Consider the following 17325-nt stretch of genomic DNA (forward strand, 5'->3'; position numbering starts at 1 on the left):
ACAATGACTACTGATAAAAAATATATCGTTGCACTCGATCAGGGCACAACCAGCTCACGCGCCGTGGTGCTCGATCATGATGCCAACATCGTTGCGGTTTCCCAGCGCGAATTTACTCAGATCTACCCGAAGGCGGGTTGGGTTGAACATGATCCAATGGATATCTGGGCGTCACAAAGTTCAACGCTGGTGGAAGTGCTGGCCCATGCGGACATTAACTCTGACCAGATCGCGGCAATCGGTATCACCAACCAGCGTGAAACCGCCATCGTGTGGGATAAAGAGAGCGGCAAACCTGTCTACAACGCCATCGTTTGGCAGGATCCACGCACCGCCGATTACTGTAACAAGCTGAAGAAAGAGGGCCTGGAAGAGTACATCCAGCACACCACCGGTTTGGTGATCAACCCTTACTTCTCTGGCACCAAAGTGAAGTGGATTCTCGATAACGTTGAAGGCGCACGTGAGCGTGCTAAACGCGGCGAGCTACTGTTTGGTACCGTTGATACCTGGCTTATCTGGAAAATGACGCAAGGACGCGTGCACGTTACCGATCACACTAACGCCTCGCGTACCATGATGTACAACATCCACAAGCTGGAGTGGGATGAGCGCATGCTGGAGATCCTCGATATCCCGCGTGAAATGCTGCCAGAAGTGAAAGGTTCTTCAGAAGTGTACGGCCAGACCAACATTGGTGGTAAGGGTGGTACGCGTATTCCTATCGCCGGTATCGCCGGTGACCAGCAGGCGGCGCTGTATGGCCAGCTGTGTGTACAACCGGGTATGGCGAAAAATACCTACGGCACCGGTTGCTTCATGTTGATGAACACCGGTACTGAAGCGGTAACGTCAACACACGGTCTGCTGACCACCATCGCCTGCGGTCCGCGCGGTGAAGTGAACTATGCGCTGGAAGGTGCGGTGTTTATTGGTGGTGCGTCAATTCAGTGGCTGCGTGATGAAATGAAGCTGATCAGCGATTCGACGGACTCTGAATACTTTGCGCTGAAAGTGAAGGACACCAACGGTGTTTACATGGTGCCCGCCTTCACCGGTTTGGGTGCGCCTTATTGGGACCCGTATGCACGCGGTGCAATCTTCGGTCTGACGCGCGGTGCCAACGCCAACCACATCATTCGCGCCACGCTGGAATCGATTGCTTACCAGACGCGTGACGTGCTGGAAGCGATGCAAAACGATGCCGGCACCCGCCTGCAATCGTTGCGCGTGGATGGCGGTGCGGTTGCCAACAACTTCCTGATGCAGTTCCAGTCAGACATTCTCGGCACGCGCGTTGAGCGTCCGGAAGTGCGTGAAGTGACTGCGCTGGGTGCGGCTTATCTTGCTGGTCTGGCGGTCGGCTTCTGGGGCGATCTGGAAGAAGTGCGTGCTAAAGCGGTAATTGAACGCGAGTTCCGTCCAAGCATCGAAACCACCGAACGTAACGTGCGTTACGCCGGTTGGAAGAAAGCCGTTGCCCGTGCGAAAGCATGGGAAGACGAAGAGTAAAATCCTGCTGACCCGCGGCGCCCTGCCGCGGGTTTTTCCCCCGTCACTCTTCCCCGCTGTGGTAAACTGCCCGCCTGTTTTTTGTCAGGTGCAACCATGAAACGAGAACTCGCGATTGAATTTTCCCGCGTGACCGAAGCCGCCGCTCTGGCGGGCTATCACTGGTTAGGACGCGGCGATAAAAATGCGGCCGACGGCGCAGCCGTTCATGCCATGCGCATTATGCTCAACACTATTGATATCGACGGCCAGATTGTGATTGGCGAAGGCGAAATCGACGAAGCGCCAATGCTGTATATCGGTGAGAAAGTCGGCACCGGTCGCGGCGACGCGGTGGATATCGCCGTTGATCCCATTGAAGGCACGCGCATGACGGCAATGGGCCAGGCCAACGCGCTGGCGGTGCTGGCGGTGGGCGATAAAGGCAGCTTCCTGCACGCACCTGATATGTACATGGAGAAACTGATTGTCGGGCCAGGCGCACGCGGCGCCATCGACCTCAATCTGCCGCTCGATATCAATCTGAAAAATATCGCGCTGGCGCTCGGCAAACCACTTAGCCAATTAACCGTTTCGATTCTGGCTAAACCGCGCCACGATGCGGTGATTGCTCAGCTGCAGCAGCTCGGCGTGCGCGTGTTCACCTTCCCGGATGGGGATGTTGCAGCCTCGATCCTCACCTGTATGCCGGATAGCGAAGTGGATGTGATGTACGGCATCGGCGGCGCGCCAGAAGGCGTGGTATCAGCGGCGGTCATTCGTGCAATGGACGGCGATATGCAGGCGCGCCTGCTGGCGCGGCACGTGGTAAAAGGCGACAGCGAAGAGAATCGCCGCCTGGGTGAAAATGAACTGCAACGCTGCGCCGAAATGGGCATTGAAGCGGATCAGGTGCTGAAGCTGGATCAGATGGCGCGTAACGATAACGTGATCTTCGCCGCCACCGGCATCACCACCGGCGATTTGCTGAAAGGCATCACGCGTAACGGTAACATCGCCACCAGCGAAACCCTGCTGGTACGCGGCAAATCGCGCACCATTCGCCGCATCCAGTCAATCCACTATCTGGACCGCAAAGACGCGGCGCTGCATCAATTTATCCTGTAATCGCCTGCTTGCCGCTCTCCGGATGACGCGAGAGCGGCCACCAGCACAGCAGCATCACCAGCGATGTCACAAACATCAGCATGCCGAGACTGGATTGATCGTGCTGTGGCAGCAGAGCTGACAGCCACGCAACCACGCCAGAACCGAGGTTCTGCAAGCCACCAATTAATGCACCGGCACTGCCCGCCAGCCACGCGTACGGCTCCATCGCCCCCGACGTTGCCAACGGGAACAGCATGCCCGCGCCAAAGAAGAACAGCGCAGCCGGCACCAGCAGCGTCCAGATATTCATCACGCCAAACCAGGCGGGAACCCACATCAATAAACCCGCCAGCAGGCAGCTGTTCACGCCGTACCACATCAGCGTGTGCCAGGATTTCTGCTCGCGTCCGGCAAACCACGCCCCAAAGAATGCCGCCGGAATCGGCAGGATAAACAGGACGCTGACGGTCAAACCATCCAGCCCCAATACGCCACCCATCAGCACGCCGCAGCTGGCTTCGAATACCGCGATGCCCGCCAGCGCGCCAATCAGCAGCAGCAGATAACGCACGAAATTGCCGTCGCTGAGCAACGTGGCATAACGCTTCAGGAACGGCGTCGCAGGCGTATCAACTGGACGGGTTTCCGGCAGCCAGCGCGCCATCGACGCGGTAACGCCGAGGCATAGCAGCAGCAGGAAGGCGAAACAGGCGTGCCAGCCAAACAGATGCGTCAGCAGCGCGCCAATCACCGGCGCCAGCAGCGGGCTGACCAGAATGCCCATATTGAGTAAGCTGTTCGCCTGGCGCAGTGCGATGCCAGAGTAAAGGTCACGCGGCATGGTACGCGCCATCACGCCCGCCACGCCGGTACCTAAACCTTGCACTGCGCTGCCCACGACCAGAATATCCAGCGAGGGCGCGAACATGGCGATCAACGCACCGCTAGCAAAGATCGTCATGCCGATAAGGATCACCGGACGTCGGCCAACGCTGTCCGAAAGTGGACCATAGATCAGCTGCGATCCGCCGTAGGTCATCAGATAGGCGGCCATCACCTGCTGAATGGCGCCGCTGTGCACATTGAGCGTCTCAGCCATATTGGCCATCGCCGGAACATAGATGGTTTGCGCCATCTGCCCCACCGCCACCAGCACGATCAGCATGAATAATAGAAAGCGATTTTGCGTTTTACTTATCAACATGGAACAAAATGTCTGCCTGAGAAACAAAGAATAAGCAGCACAAAACAGGCCGCTTCGGATTGATGGCGGCAAAAATATCAGGATTCAGTGACAAATCGAAAGGCGCCGGCAAAGCTGTAGTGCCTTAAGCCGTCAAGGTTGACGTCCAGATTGTAAACCGGCCGCTACAGTTGCTGATCTGTGCGATACGTTTGTCGCTAAGAGCCCTTTGCTGGACGCGAGGGTGGTAATCCGTGAGGTCAATAGCGATCATATAGCCTAAATAATTCGAGTTGCAGGAAGGCGGCAAGTGTGTGAATCCCCGGGAGCTTACATGAGTAAGTGACTGGGGTGAGCACACGTAGCCAACGCAGCTGCAGCTTGAGGTATGACGGGTAATCAACACTAAGGAGCCAACATGGCAGAGTGGATCAATGCTGAAGTGAAAGAAGTAAAAAACTGGACCGATGCACTATTCAGTCTGCGCGTCGAAGCGCCCATTGATACCTTTACCGCAGGTCAGTTTGCCAAGCTGGCACTGGAAATTGACGGCGAGCGTGTGCAGCGCGCCTACTCTTACGTCAACGCACCGCAGGATCCGCTGCTGGAGTTTTATCTGGTCACCGTGCCGGAAGGCAAACTGAGTCCACGTTTGCAGGCATTGCAGCCCGGCGAACAGGTGATGATTACCAAAGAAGCCGCTGGGTTCTTTGTGCTCGACGAAATTCCTGACTGCCAAACGCTGTGGATGCTGGCGACCGGCACGGCGATCGGTCCCTATTTATCGATTCTGCAACAGGGCGAAGATCTGGAACGCTTTGAGAACATTGTGCTGGTACACGCCGCGCGCTTCGCCGATGACCTGAGCTTTCTGCCCTTAATGCAGCAGCTGCAGCAGCGTTATCAGGGCAAACTGCATATCCAAACGGTGGTGAGCCGCGAAGAGATCGCCGGTTCGCTGCACGGTCGTGTACCGCAACTGATTGAGAGCGGCGAACTGGAGCGTGCGGTCGGCCTGCCGCTCACCGCAGAAACCAGCCATGTGATGCTGTGCGGAAATCCGCAAATGGTGCGCGATACCCAACAGTTGCTGAAAGATACCCGTGAGATGCGTAAGCATTTCAAACGCAAACCCGGCCATATGACCAGCGAGCATTACTGGTGATACGTGCGAGGCGAAGAATGTCAGATTTTTCCCAATGTGGGTTTTGACTTTCCCCGGTAAAAACCGTTCTAATCGTGGGCTAAGTGAATGATTTAGGGCCGAAGCAATGAACAACCTGCCAGTCGCGCTGCTGCTTGGCCTCGCACTGACATTTCCCGCCTGGGCGGAGGATGCACCTGCACTGGATCGTAGCGATCATCTGCCTGCTGCGCCCTATCTGCTGGCGGGTGCGCCGACGTTCGATATGACCGTTGCGCAGTTTCGTGAAAAGTACAATGCCGCCAATCCCAATGAACCGCTGCAGGAATATCGCGCCATTGATAATCGCGGCGATAAAAGCAATCTGACGCGTGCTGCCAGCAAAATCAGCGAAACGCTGTACGCGTCTACGGCTTTGGAACAAGGCACCGGCAAGATCAAAACCTTGCAAATCACCTGGCTGCCCGTTCCTGGCCCCGATATGAAAGCCGCTCAGGCGCGCGCCATGGATTATATGACCGCCCTACTGCGCTTCTTCATCCCTGGCTTGTCGGCCGAGGATGGGCGCAAAAAGCTCGATTCTCTGCTGAGCGCGGGTAAAGGCGCACGTTATTTTTCCCGCACCGAAGGCGCACTGCGTTTCGTGGTCGCGGACAACGGCGACAAGGGTTTAACCTTCGCCGTTGAGCCGATAAAACTGGCGCTCGCGACACCCTGATCACACCGGCAAAAATGACGAAAAGCAAAGCCAGCAACCCATTTGATCTCTATACTGTCTCGCAGACATCGCTGCCCGATGGCAGCGCTATTTCATGAATCGCGTTATGCGGAGGAAAGAATGCGACATCCACTGGTTATGGGTAACTGGAAACTGAACGGTAGCAAGCAGATCACTAAAGAGCTGATTGAAGGCCTGCGCAAAGAGCTGTCTGGTGTTGATGGTTGTGGCGTAGCGATTGCCCCGCCGGCTATCTATCTGGACCTGGCGAAACACGCCATTTCCGGTAGCCACATCGCTCTGGGTGCTCAGAACGTCGACGTGAATCTGTCTGGCGCATTCACTGGCGAAACGTCTGCAGACATGCTGAAAGACGTCGGCGCGAAATACATCATCATCGGCCACTCTGAGCGCCGCACCTACCATAAAGAAAGCGACGAGTTCATCGCGAAGAAATTTGCCGTGGTGAAAGAAGCTGGCCTGGTGCCGGTTCTATGCATCGGTGAAACCGACGCAGAAAACGAAGCAGGCAAAACTGAAGAAGTGTGCGCACGTCAGATCGACGCCGTGCTGGAAACGCAGGGCGCAGCAGCGTTCGAAGGCGCAGTCATCGCTTACGAGCCAGTTTGGGCCATCGGTACCGGTAAATCCGCTACCCCAGCGCAGGCTCAGGCCGTGCACAAATTCATTCGTGACCACATCGCGAAGAAAGATGCCGCTATCGCACAGCAAGTGATCATTCAGTACGGCGGCTCAGTGAACGACAAAAATGCCGCTGAGCTGTTCACCCAGCCCGATATCGATGGCGCGCTGGTTGGCGGTGCATCCCTGAAAGCGGATGCTTTCGCCGTGATCGTGAAAGCCGCAGCAGCAGCGAAAAACGCATAATCTTTCGTTGTTGATGCAGAAAAGGCGGCTGATTAGCCGCCTTTTTTATGGGTCGCCATCAATGCCGCCCCTACAAGATCCTGCATTGATGATCCTGCAACTCTTCCGCTGAACCGCGGTTCAACTTCAACCAGTTACGTTCCAGTGCCAGCAGCGCTAAGCGCCCATCCGGCAGTTGCGCCAGCGCCATGCCATATTTGCCCATTTCCCTACGTGCGTTAGGCACTTCATCCGCCAGACGAATAAAAGCACTTTGCTGCGCCAACTCCGCCGTAGAAAGCGTTCGCACCCAATAGCGATGTTTCAGCAGCGTTTCGTTCTGCCACTGCGCATTAAGTCTTGGTGCCAGTTTATCCAGCTGCTGACGGACATCCGGTCGCAGGCAGGAAATATGAATATGCAGCTGATTCTGCGTGCGCCCATATTGCGCATTGATCGCCAGCGACAGCGCGCTGTCAGCAATGGGTGCGCCGCGCTTCTGCGCGAGCAAAACACGCTGTTGCCAGGCATCGGCAAACAGATTCGGCGTTGCGGGATTGAGAATGATGGGGCTTTCCATGCCGGTGATTTTTTCTATCGGCATCAGCAGATACTGCAATGGACCATTGAGATCTTTCAGCGTGACGTAACCCTGGGCGGTATCCACCTGTTGGCAAGGCGCAGGTTTGCCGCTGGCTGCCATATTTGGCACGCATTTCTCGCTAATGATCTGCCATAAGGCATCGCTGTTTTTCTGTAGGTGAAGGGCACCGCCGATCATTCCAACAATCAACAGCACCAATAATGCGGTAAGCAACTTCAGGGTACGATGACTGCCCTGCATAGCCCGATTCCTCTGTTCATCATCTGCCAGCATCCTCGCCTGGCAGATGATGAAAGTCACGGACTAATCCTCAGCGCCTGTCTTCAAACATAAAAAAACGGCCAGCATTATCGCTGGCCGTTTTTGGATTTGTTAAGGCTTCATCACCTGGTCGTAACTGCCGCCATCGGCGAAATGGGTTTTCTGGGCTTGCGTCCAGCCACCAAACTTGCTGTCGATCGTGAACAGTTTCACCGGCGCGAATTTATCAGCAAACTTCTTTGCCACCGCTTCATCACGTGGACGGTAGAAATTCTCGGCGGCAATGGTCTGGCCTTCTGGTGAATAGAGATACTTGAGATAGTCTTCAGCCACTTTACGCGTGCCTTGCTCATCTACCACTTTATCCACCACGGAAACCGTCGGTTCAGCCAGGATCGATTCGCTTGGCGTGACGATTTCAAACTTGTCTTTGCCCAGTTTATTGACCGCCAGATACGCTTCGTTCTCCCACGCAATCAGCACGTCGCCGATACCGCGCTCAACGAAGGTATTGGTCGCACCACGTGCGCCAGAATCCTGTACTTCAACGTTCTTAAACAGCGACTTCACGTAAGCCTGCGCTTTGGCCTGATCGCCATGGTTCTGATCCAGCGCCCAACCCCATGCAGCCAGATAGTTCCAGCGTGCCCCACCCGAGGTTTTCGGGTTTGGTGTGATAACGGAAACGCCCGGTTTGATCAGATCTGGCCAATCATGAATGCCCTTCGGGTTGCCTTTGCGGACCAGGAACACGATGGTTGAGGTGTAAGGGGCGGAGTTATCCGGCAGGCGTTTGATCCAATCTTTATTAATACGACCACGGTCAGCAATAGCATCCACATCGGATTGCAGCGCCAGCGTAACCACATCAGCACGAATGCCATTGATCACGGAAGTCGCTTGTTTACCTGAACCACCGTGCGACTGGCGAATCACCACGTTGTCGCCGGTTTCCTGCTTGTAGTGTGCGCTAAACGCTTTGTTGTACTGTTCGTACAGCTCACGGGTAGGATCGTATGAGACGTTTAACAGCTGAATATCCTTTGCCAGAACACTGGTTGAGGCCAGTAACAAGGTGACACCAATACTCCACTTATTCATTGCTTGCTCTCCCGAGGTCGTTATAGAACAAGACTGACACAAAGTTATCCACGGATTAAAGAATTAAAAATAAGCTGTTATAACCGGACGGTATATGAGCAGGCATAAAAAAGGCGCGATTTACGTCGCGCCTTAATGCTGAAGAATCAGTAGAGTTTTTTCGCGGTATCCAGCCAGTCGCGTTTGAATGGACGTTTCATGTTTTCAATTGCGTCGATGATATCGTGATGCACCATCTTTTCGTTCTGAATACCCACGCAACGACCGCCATAACCCTGCAACAGCAGTTCAATAGAGTATGAACCCATGCGGGACGCGAGGATGCGGTCGTACGCGCAAGGCGCACCGCCACGCTGGATGTGGCCAAGCACAGTAGCGCGGGTTTCGCGTTTGGTTTCTGCTTCGATGAAGTGCGCAAGATCGTCGATGTCACAGATGTGCTCGGTGATCGCGACGATGGCGTGCTTTTTACCTTTGGCAATGCCAGCCTTGATCTCGGCAACCAGCTCTTCACGGGTATACGGAATTTCCGGCAGAACAATGAACTCACAGCCACCCGCGATGGCCGCCGCCAGCGTCAAATCGCCGCAATAACGACCCATCACTTCCACGATAGAGATACGCTGGTGGGAAGAAGAGGTATCACGCAGACGGTCAATCGCTTCCACCACGGTTTCCAGCGCAGTGAAGTAGCCGATGGTGTAATCAGTGCCCGCTACATCATTATCAATGGTGCCCGGTAAGCCGATGCATGGGAAACCCATTTCGGTCAGGCGCTTAGCCCCCATGTAGGAACCATCACCGCCGATAACCACCAGCGCATCAATGCCGCGCTTTTTCATGTTATCGATCGCGGTCTGACGTACTTCGTCATTACGGAATTCTGGGAAACGTGCGGAGCCAAGGAAGGTGCCGCCGCGGTTGATCATGTCAGACACGCTGTAGCGGTCGAGATTGATCATGCGATCTTCATACAAGCCCAGATAGCCGTCGTAAACACCAAAAACTTCCAGTCCTTCACTCAGCGCGGAACGTACAACTCCGCGAATGGCTGCGTTCATGCCTGGGGCGTCACCGCCGCTGGTCAGTACTCCGATTTTTTTGATCATGACAACCTCTGGATTGTTCAAAACTAAGGATTATTCCTGTCATGTGCCCGGCGTAGACCAGCTCGCGATCGCATGACTTAATAGTTGCAGAATAGTATATCAAAGGCCTGAAGCTGAATTGATTCAGGTCAGACAACTTTTCGCTAATTTTTTACAGAGTTGTTAGCGCTACGTCACTTTTTTTGTGTAATCGCATGATTTTAAAACGCTAACCTTGAAAAAATCCGTGTTGGTTTCCTGGCACAACAGAACAGGGATCTTGATGGATAATCACGTCCGAGCCGGGAAACTTCTTCAGTAATGCTTGCTCAATTTCATCGGCTACCTGATGCGCTTGCACCAGAGGTAGCTGATCTTCCATCTCCAGATGCAATTGAATAAAACGCGTGGGGCCAGATTGCCGCGTGCGTAGAGCATGGGCACCACGAACCCCAGGCCAGCCGGTCACTACGTGAATAATCTCCAGCGTTTCATGCTCTGGCAAGGCACGATCTAATAGCGCCTGTACCGCATCATACCCCATCCGCAACGCGTTATAGAGAATGTAAATGCCGATGCCGAGCGCAAACAAAGCATCCGCCCGCACAAAACCATAGCTGCTTAAGCCGAGAGCCACCAGGATTGCGCCGTTCATTACGACATCCGATTGATAGTGCAGCATGTCTGCACGAATCGCCTGACTCCGCGTGCGCCGCACCACCCACCGTTGAAAGGCCACCAGAACCAGGGTTGAAAACAGTGCCACCACCGTCACCACAATACCTACCAGCGGCGCGTTTAAGGTCGCTGGGGATGCTAAATGCTGAATGCCCGTCAGGAAAAGAAATAGCGCTGAGCCAGAAATAAACATGCTCTGCGCCAGTGCTGCCAGCGACTCTGCTTTACCGTGACCAAAGGTATGATCGTCATCGGCCGGCTGGAGCGAATAGCGCACCACCAGCAAGTTAGTCAGGGATGCCGCAATATCCACCAAAGAATCCACCAATGCCGCCAACATACTGACCGAACCGGTATGCCACCAGGCAAAAATTTTAACAATCAGCAGCAACGTTGCCAGCGTAGTTGCCGCCACAGCGGCCCGGTTAACTAATTTTGCATAGGAAGAATCCATGCTTTGCCTCGCCAGATGGCCCACACCCAAAATGCAGCCTGATGGTCTCAAGATGGCTAAAGTTTATCACTGGAAGGAATATGCTGTGAAAAATCAATATTAAGATAAGAGCGTGAGGAGAAAATAACAGGCAAAAAAAACCCCCGCATCATGCGGGGGAAGACAGGGATGGTGTCTATGGCAAGGAAAACAGGGATACTATGTTACTGGTTACTGCTGGTACTACTCACTGCTTGCAGCGGTGATGATGGCTGCAATCCTGAGAGCCGACGCATTTCTGCAAGTCGTCGCTCATAATTCTTCTGCAATTTCGCTTGCTGTGCAGGCGTTAGCAGGTGATACATCTGATTGCGAACCCGGGCCATCTCAACTTGCTGTTCTATTGCTGCGCGGGCCTGTTTTTCAGCCTGCTCTCGGATAGCCGGTTCGTTAAATTTGTCAGCAATGACAAGGTCATGCATAGTTTCGATATCTTGAACGCTGAGTGTTGGGCGTTCGTGGCGCGCTTGCTGCATTAGGTCTCGCATCTGTTGCCGCTGTTGTTCAGTCAGCTCAATGCCATCGAACATGTAGCTTTGCGGATTTTGCGTCATACTGCCTGTCGCTAATACGCCGTTCGGATGCATCTCGTCAATCGTCGTCGTGTCTGCTGCTTCTGCGCTGGCGTGACTGAGAACCATCGCTGAGGCAATGACGACGGCGGTTAAGTAGCGCATCGTTAACTCCCAGTTCGTTCCGTTTTGCGATTCAACGAGAGCCAGTGTACGGCGGTGGCTGCAAACATCCGTCAGGGGGTGTAAAACTACGTAAAGCGTTGGATTGCAAGTCAAGGAACACGGTATTTTGCCTGCGGAGGGCAATAAAAAATGAATAAAATCCTGTTGGTTGATGACGACCGCGAATTAACTTCGCTGCTTAAAGAACTGCTTGAGATGGAAGGTTTTGAAGTCATTGTGGCAAGTGATGGTGAGCAGGCACTAAACCTGTTAGACAACACCGTGGACTTGCTTTTGCTGGATGTGATGATGCCGAAAAAGAACGGTATCGACACATTGAAAGAACTACGCCAACAGCACCAAACGCCGGTCATCATGCTGACCGCGCGTGGCAGTGAACTGGACCGTGTTTTGGGCCTTGAGTTAGGTGCAGACGATTATCTGCCTAAACCCTTTAACGATCGCGAACTGGTGGCGCGTATCCGTGCCATTTTGCGCCGTTCAAACTGGAGCGAGCAGCAACAACAGCACGATAACAGCTCACCAACGCTGGAAGTGGATTGCCTGCGCCTGAACCCTGGTCGCCAGGAAGCGAGCTTTGATAACGAAACCCTGGATCTTACCGGCACCGAATTCACCCTGCTCTATTTGCTGGCGCAGCATCTGGGCCAGGTGGTTTCACGTGAGCATTTGAGTCAGGAAGTGTTGGGTAAACGTCTGACACCGTTTGACCGTGCTATCGATATGCACATTTCTAACCTGCGCCGTAAATTACCGGAACGTCGCGATGGCCACCCGTGGTTTAAAACGCTACGTGGACGCGGCTATCTGATGGTTTCGGCATCATGATCGGAAGTTTAACTACCCGCATCTTCGCTATCTTCTGGCTCACGCTGGCGCTGGTGTTGATGCTGGTTTTAATGGTGCCCAAACTCGATTCGCGCCAAATGACGTCGTTGCTGGAAAGTGAACAACGACAGGGCACGATGATTGAACAGCACGTCGAGGCTGAATTATCTCAGGACCCGCCAAACGATCTGATGTGGTGGCGCCGTTTGTTCCGTTCTATCGACAAATGGGCGCCCCCAGGCCAGCGCTTACTGCTGGTCACCAGCGAAGGCCGTGTGATTGGCGCGCAGCATAACGAAATGCAGATCATCCGCAACTTTATCGGTCAATCCGACAATGCCGACCATCCGCAAAAGAAGAAGTATGGCCGCGTTGAAATGGTCGGGCCGTTCGCCGTGCGCGATGGTGAAGATAACTACCAGCTTTATATGATTCGCCCTGCTACCAGCTCGCAGCTCGATTTCATCAATCTGATGTTCGACCGCCCGCTTCTGCTGCTGATCGTCACCATGTTGATTAGCTCACCGCTGCTGTTGTGGTTGGCATGGAGCCTGGCGCGTCCCGCTCGTAAGCTTAAGTACGCCGCAGATGAAGTAGCGAGTGGCAATTTACGTCAACATCCGGAACTGGAATCAGGCCCGCAGGAGTTCCTTGCAGCCGGCTCAAGTTTCAACCAGATGGTGAGTGCGCTCGAACGTATGATGACGGCACAGCAGCGCCTGCTGTCCGATATCAGCCATGAATTGCGCACCCCGCTGACCCGTTTACAGCTGGCAACGGCATTGCTGCGTCGGCGCAACGGTGAAGGTAAAGAGTTACAGCGCATCGAAACCGAAGCGCAGCGTCTTGATGGCATGATCAACGATTTGCTGGTGCTGTCACGCACTCAGCATAATAACGCCCTGGTCAGCGAAGCGATGAAGGCCAATCAGCTGTGGAACGGCGTGCTGGAAGATGCCAAATTTGAAGCCGAGCAGATGGGCAAGGTTATGGATGTACCCTATCCGCCGGGTCCCTGGCCCTTATATGGTAATCCTCACGCCCTGGAAAGCGCGCTGGAGAATATCGTACGTAACGCATTGCGCTATTCAAACTCGCATATCAGCGTCAGCTTCTCGGTCGATATTGAGGGCATTACCATCCATGTCGATGATGATGGTCCAGGCGTGAGTCCAGAGGATCGCGAGCAGATTTTCCGTCCGTTTTACCGTACTGATGAAGCACGCGATCGCGAGTCGGGTGGCACCGGTCTGGGTTTAGCGATTGTCGAAACCGCAGTGCAGCAGCATCGCGGCTGGGTTAAAGCCGATGATAGTCCGTTAGGCGGCTTACGCTTAACGCTGTGGTTGCCGCTGTACTCCGCCCGTCAATAATTTGTTATGCTTCGGCCCTCGTTTCCGGGGGCCTTATGCTAAACATTGTCTTATTTGAACCTGAAATTCCGCCAAATACCGGCAACATCATCCGCCTGTGCGCTAATACCGGTTTTCAGTTACACCTGATTGAACCTCTGGGTTTTGCCTGGGATGATAAGCGCCTGCGTCGCGCGGGTCTGGATTACCACGAGTACACCGCGTTAAAAAAGCATGCTAACTACGCGGCATTTTTGACGTCCGAAGCACCGCAACGCCTGTTCGCACTCACGACCAAAGGCACGCCTGCGCACAGCGCGGTGAGCTATCAAAAAGGTGATTATTTGATGTTCGGTCCGGAGAGTCGGGGTTTACCGGCAGAGATTCTCAACGCGTTACCGGCTGAGCAAAAAATCCGTATACCCATGATGGCGGAAAGCCGCAGCATGAACTTATCGAACGCGGTATCGGTGGTGGTATATGAAGCGTGGCGCCAACTCGACTATGCTGGCGCCCTGATTAAAGGCTAGATGCCGTCGCCATACTCAAAGCCAGCGCCGTTAAAGTGCTGATCCATATCCATCGACGGTTTATCACTGGTCGGCTTGCCAACAATACGCGCTGGCACGCCGGCCGCCGTAGTGTGCGGTGGTACGGGCTGCAGGACAACAGAACCGGCTCCGATTTTCGCGCCGCGCCCCACTTCAATGTTGCCCAGAATTTTGGCACCCGCACCAATCATCACGCCTTCACGGATCTTCGGATGACGATCGCCGCTGGTTTTCCCGGTACCGCCCAGCGTTACCGATTGCAGAATTGAAACATCATTTTCGATGATGGCCGTTTCGCCGATGACGATGCCGGTGGCGTGATCCAGCATAATACCGCGGCCAATGCGTGCCGCCGGATGAATATCGACGGCAAAGGAGACGGAGATTTCATTTTGCAGATAGACCGCCAACGCACGGCGCCCCTCTTTCCACAGCCAATGCCCAATACGATAAGCCTGCAATGCATGGAAGCCTTTCAGATAGAGCAGCGGCGTGGAGTATTTGTCGACCGCCGGATCGCGCTGGCGCACCGCTTGAATATCATAGGCCGCAGAGACGATCATCTCCGGGTCTTCACGATAGGCCTCTTCCACGATTTCGCGGATGGCAATCGCGGGCATAATCGGGTTCGCCAGCTTGTTGGCAAGCATATAGCTGAGGGCGCTGCCAAGGTTTTCGTGTTTTAGCAATGTCGCATGGTAAAAGCTGGCCAGCATCGGTTCACAGTCGGCCAGGGCTCTGGCTTCGGCTTTGATATGGTTCCAGACCAGTTCTAACTCTTCAGACGACATTGCTGTTTGCTCCCGATAAAAAAAGCGCCTGATGGGGCGCTACAGGTGATGACGCTGGCGCATCCTGCTTCAGCTTTGGCTGTTTTCGTCCTTCCTTGCACGGCCAAGTAACGTCAATGCTGCCTCTCGCGCCGATTTTCCGCAATAGAGCACCTGATAAATCTGCTCGGTAATGGGCATTTCGATGCCAACTCGAGCGGCCAATGCTTTGACTTCTTTAGTATTTCTGTAGCCTTCTACAACTTGTCCGATAATGCGTTGCGCATCATCCACGCTCTCACCTTGTCCCAGCATCATGCCGAAACGCCGGTTACGTGACTGATTGTCGGTGCAGGTCAGCACCAGATCGCCTAAGCCCGCCATGCCCATAAAGGTGGTGGGATCGGCCCCCAGCGCGGCGCCAAGACGGCTCATTTCAGTGAGGCCACGTGTGATCAGTGCGGTCCTGGCATTAGCCCCAAAACCAATTCCGTCAGAAATTCCTGCGCCAATCGCAATGACGTTTTTCACCGCGCCGCCTAACTGCACACCGATGAAATCCTGATTGTTATAGACGCGAAAACTTTTACCGCAGTGTAATTTCTGCTGCAGATCTTCAGCAAACTGTCCATCTGTCGAGGCCAGCGCGATGGCGGTTGGCATCCCAGCCGCCAACTCTTTGGCGAAGGTTGGCCCAGAAATAACGGCTAAAGGAATCGCATCGCCAAGGATCTCGCGCGCCACATCCTGCAGTAAACGGCCCGTCTCTTTCTCCAGCCCTTTGGTCGCCCAAACAATCCGCGAATCCGCCCGCAAATGCGGTTTGAGCTGCGTAAGCACATCGCCAAACACATGGCTCGGTACCACGATCAGTAAATCGCGGCTCGCGCTCACTACCGTAGCTAAGTCGGCTTCAGGAACAAGATTATCGGGGAAAGGAACATCGGGCAGGAAAGCAACATTGCAGCGGTCAGCTTGCAGCTGCGCCACACTTTGGGGATTATGCCCCCACAGCAGAACCGGATGGCCATTACGGGCCAGCGTGATGGCCAAGGCGGTGCCGTACGAACCGGCACCGATGACGCTAATTGAAGCGTTGAGGGTAGTCATCAGGCATCCTGATGTGGCGCTTCGCCTTCACCTTGCTGCTGCAGATAGTTCATGAACAGCGCATCAAAGTTAACGGGTGCCAGGTTGAGCTGCGGGAAGGTACCGCGAGACACGAGGCTAGTGACGCACTCGCGTGCATACGGGAACAGAATGTTCGGACAGTATGCGCCCAGGCAATGTGCCATTTGCGTGCCTTCAATGCCGCTAATGGTGAAAATACCGGCCTGCTGTACTTCGCACAGGAATGCCGTTTCTTCGGCAACGGTTGCCGTTACGGTAACACGCAACACAACTTCAAAAACGCCATCAGCCAACTGAGAAGATGCCGTGTCGAGATCCAGCTTCACTTCCGGTTCCCACTCTTTCTGGAAAACCTGCGGCGCGTTCGGCGCTTCATAAGAGACGTCTTTGGTGTAAACACGTTGAATCTGGAACTGCATTTCGTTGGTGCTATGTTCTGACATGAGACTAAATCCTTTGAGTTAAAATTGTCTGATCGAAAAGTTATGCCTGGAGTAGAGGATCAAGTCCCTGACGTCCATCCAGCGCGTAAAGATCGTCACAGCCGCCAATGTGCTGCGCGTCTATAAAAATCTGAGGCACCGTAGTACGGCCACTTCGTTGGATCATCTCTTCGCGTTTCGCTGCGTTCCCGTCAATGGGAATCTCCTGGTACGACACGCCTTTTTGATCCAGCAACGCCTTTGCCCGGTGGCAATAAGGACAAGTGACTTTGGTGTAAATCTCAACATTCGCCATACGGTTACCCCTGAGAAGTTATTTACCGCGTACCAGTGGCAGATTTTCACCACTCCAGCCGCTCACGCCGTCTTTCAACACGGATACTTTTTCAAAACCAGCAGCGCTCAATTTAGCCGCTGACTCACCTGCGCTCTGGCCGGTGGCACAAACTACAATTATGGGTTGTGCCTTGTGCTTTTCCAGCTCGCCAAAACTCTCTTTTTTAATGTCTGCGGCCGCTACATTAATTGCCCCTGAAATGTGTCCTTTGCGGTAATCGTCGCGTGAACGAACGTCTACCACCACCGCGTCCTCTTTATTAATCATGTGGGTTGCTTCACCACGACTGATGGTTTTTACTTTAGAGAACATACCTTTAACGGTGGTCACAATCACGAGAACGAGTAAAGCAACCCATGCCAGACTGAGGATGGGGTGATTGCTTGCAAACTGCATAATTTCTTGCATGAGGGGTAACGACTCCAAACCGGGCTGATAAGCTAAAACAAGGGTTCTGAGTATACCTGCGCCACTTCG

At 54.0% G+C, this 17325-nt stretch carries 19 protein-coding genes; 8 read left to right on the top strand and 11 right to left on the bottom strand.

Annotated elements, in window-relative coordinates; translation table 11 throughout:
- Positions 1 to 3: 3 nt before the first annotated feature.
- Together glpK and glpX are read left to right on the top strand one after the other, a co-directional pair.
- Positions 4 to 1512: a glycerol kinase GlpK gene (gene glpK, locus AC07WB_RS18905; RefSeq protein ID WP_345827762.1), complete on the top strand. Its 1509-nt coding sequence runs from the start codon at positions 4 to 6 to the stop codon at positions 1510 to 1512.
- Between the two features lie 96 nt (positions 1513 to 1608).
- Positions 1609 to 2619 carry a class II fructose-bisphosphatase gene (gene glpX, locus AC07WB_RS18910; protein WP_400459050.1) on the top strand — a complete coding sequence of 337 codons (1011 nt, stop codon included), beginning with the start codon at positions 1609 to 1611 and terminating at the stop codon, positions 2617 to 2619.
- Here glpX and emrD read toward each other — a convergent pair.
- Positions 2609 to 3805, bottom strand: coding sequence for a multidrug efflux MFS transporter EmrD (gene emrD, locus AC07WB_RS18915; protein WP_345827758.1), 1197 nt, complete (start codon positions 3803 to 3805; stop codon positions 2609 to 2611). The two genes, glpX and emrD, sit on opposite strands and share 11 nt — an antisense overlap.
- A gap of 397 nt (positions 3806 to 4202) precedes the next feature.
- On the opposite strand from emrD, the gene fpr reads away from it, so the two are divergent.
- From fpr to tpiA, 3 genes are all read left to right on the top strand, one after another.
- The gene (fpr, locus tag AC07WB_RS18920) at positions 4203 to 4949 is read left to right on the top strand and encodes a ferredoxin--NADP(+) reductase (RefSeq protein WP_345827757.1); all 747 of its coding nucleotides are present in this window, start codon (positions 4203 to 4205) and stop codon (positions 4947 to 4949) included.
- A 106-nt stretch (positions 4950 to 5055) separates the two neighbouring features.
- A complete protein-coding gene (locus AC07WB_RS18925; RefSeq protein ID WP_097095644.1) occupies positions 5056 to 5646 on the top strand; it encodes a YiiQ family protein in 591 nt (196 codons plus the stop codon).
- A gap of 120 nt (positions 5647 to 5766) precedes the next feature.
- The gene (tpiA, locus tag AC07WB_RS18930) at positions 5767 to 6534 is read left to right on the top strand and encodes a triose-phosphate isomerase (protein WP_008109693.1); all 768 of its coding nucleotides are present in this window, start codon (positions 5767 to 5769) and stop codon (positions 6532 to 6534) included.
- A gap of 70 nt (positions 6535 to 6604) precedes the next feature.
- Here the strand turns inward: tpiA and AC07WB_RS18935 are convergent, their stop codons facing one another.
- The 5 genes from AC07WB_RS18935 to cpxP all read right to left on the bottom strand — a co-directional run bounded on the left by AC07WB_RS18935 (position 6605) and on the right by cpxP (position 11415).
- Entirely contained in the window at positions 6605 to 7357 is a 753-nt protein-coding gene (locus AC07WB_RS18935; RefSeq protein WP_494941003.1) for a CDP-diacylglycerol diphosphatase, read from the bottom strand.
- A 132-nt stretch (positions 7358 to 7489) separates the two neighbouring features.
- On the bottom strand, positions 7490 to 8479 hold the full coding sequence (locus AC07WB_RS18940; RefSeq protein ID WP_494941004.1) for a sulfate ABC transporter substrate-binding protein: 990 nt from the start codon (positions 8477 to 8479) through the stop codon (positions 7490 to 7492).
- Positions 8480 to 8625: 146 nt separating this feature from the next.
- The gene (gene pfkA, locus AC07WB_RS18945) at positions 8626 to 9588 is read right to left on the bottom strand and encodes a 6-phosphofructokinase (protein ID WP_097095641.1); all 963 of its coding nucleotides are present in this window, start codon (positions 9586 to 9588) and stop codon (positions 8626 to 8628) included.
- 208 nt (positions 9589 to 9796) lie between these two features.
- Positions 9797 to 10699: a CDF family cation-efflux transporter FieF gene (gene fieF, locus AC07WB_RS18950; protein WP_345827754.1), complete on the bottom strand. Its 903-nt coding sequence runs from the start codon at positions 10697 to 10699 to the stop codon at positions 9797 to 9799.
- A 203-nt stretch (positions 10700 to 10902) separates the two neighbouring features.
- On the bottom strand, positions 10903 to 11415 hold the full coding sequence (gene cpxP / locus AC07WB_RS18955) for a cell-envelope stress modulator CpxP (protein WP_097095607.1): 513 nt from the start codon (positions 11413 to 11415) through the stop codon (positions 10903 to 10905).
- Between the two features lie 150 nt (positions 11416 to 11565).
- Here cpxP and cpxR point away from each other — a divergent pair, with 150 nt between their 5' ends.
- The 3 genes from cpxR to trmL are packed head-to-tail and all read left to right on the top strand — an operon-like array spanning position 11566 to position 14146.
- Positions 11566 to 12264 carry an envelope stress response regulator transcription factor CpxR gene (cpxR, locus tag AC07WB_RS18960; protein ID WP_084877909.1) on the top strand — a complete coding sequence of 233 codons (699 nt, stop codon included), beginning with the start codon at positions 11566 to 11568 and terminating at the stop codon, positions 12262 to 12264.
- Positions 12261 to 13637, top strand: coding sequence for an envelope stress sensor histidine kinase CpxA (gene cpxA / locus AC07WB_RS18965; RefSeq protein WP_097095606.1), 1377 nt, complete (start codon positions 12261 to 12263; stop codon positions 13635 to 13637). Before cpxR ends, cpxA begins: the two co-directional genes overlap by 4 nt.
- 35 nt (positions 13638 to 13672) lie before the next feature.
- On the top strand, positions 13673 to 14146 hold the full coding sequence (trmL, locus tag AC07WB_RS18970; RefSeq protein ID WP_097095605.1) for a tRNA (uridine(34)/cytosine(34)/5-carboxymethylaminomethyluridine(34)-2'-O)-methyltransferase TrmL: 474 nt from the start codon (positions 13673 to 13675) through the stop codon (positions 14144 to 14146).
- Here trmL and cysE read toward each other — a convergent pair.
- The 5 genes from cysE to AC07WB_RS18995 all read right to left on the bottom strand — a co-directional run bounded on the left by cysE (position 14143) and on the right by AC07WB_RS18995 (position 17256).
- Positions 14143 to 14958 carry a serine O-acetyltransferase gene (gene cysE / locus AC07WB_RS18975; RefSeq protein WP_007885334.1) on the bottom strand — a complete coding sequence of 272 codons (816 nt, stop codon included), beginning with the start codon at positions 14956 to 14958 and terminating at the stop codon, positions 14143 to 14145. The genes trmL and cysE overlap by 4 nt on opposite strands.
- A 69-nt stretch (positions 14959 to 15027) precedes the next feature.
- Positions 15028 to 16047 (bottom strand): NAD(P)H-dependent glycerol-3-phosphate dehydrogenase, encoded by a 1020-nt coding sequence (gene gpsA / locus AC07WB_RS18980; protein ID WP_494941005.1) that lies wholly within the window; start codon positions 16045 to 16047, stop codon positions 15028 to 15030.
- Complete coding sequence (gene secB / locus AC07WB_RS18985) at positions 16047 to 16511, bottom strand: protein-export chaperone SecB (RefSeq protein ID WP_097095603.1); 465 nt, start codon at positions 16509 to 16511, stop codon at positions 16047 to 16049. The genes gpsA and secB overlap by 1 nt, the downstream gene beginning before the upstream one ends.
- Before the next feature lie 40 nt (positions 16512 to 16551).
- On the bottom strand, positions 16552 to 16806 hold the full coding sequence (grxC, locus tag AC07WB_RS18990; RefSeq protein ID WP_097095602.1) for a glutaredoxin 3: 255 nt from the start codon (positions 16804 to 16806) through the stop codon (positions 16552 to 16554).
- Positions 16807 to 16824: 18 nt separating this feature from the next.
- Positions 16825 to 17256 carry a rhodanese-like domain-containing protein gene (locus AC07WB_RS18995; protein WP_097095601.1) on the bottom strand — a complete coding sequence of 144 codons (432 nt, stop codon included), beginning with the start codon at positions 17254 to 17256 and terminating at the stop codon, positions 16825 to 16827.
- Positions 17257 to 17325 lie beyond the last annotated feature (69 nt).

The sequence above is a fragment of the Pantoea sp. GW821-FHT03E06 genome (assembly GCF_059420725.1).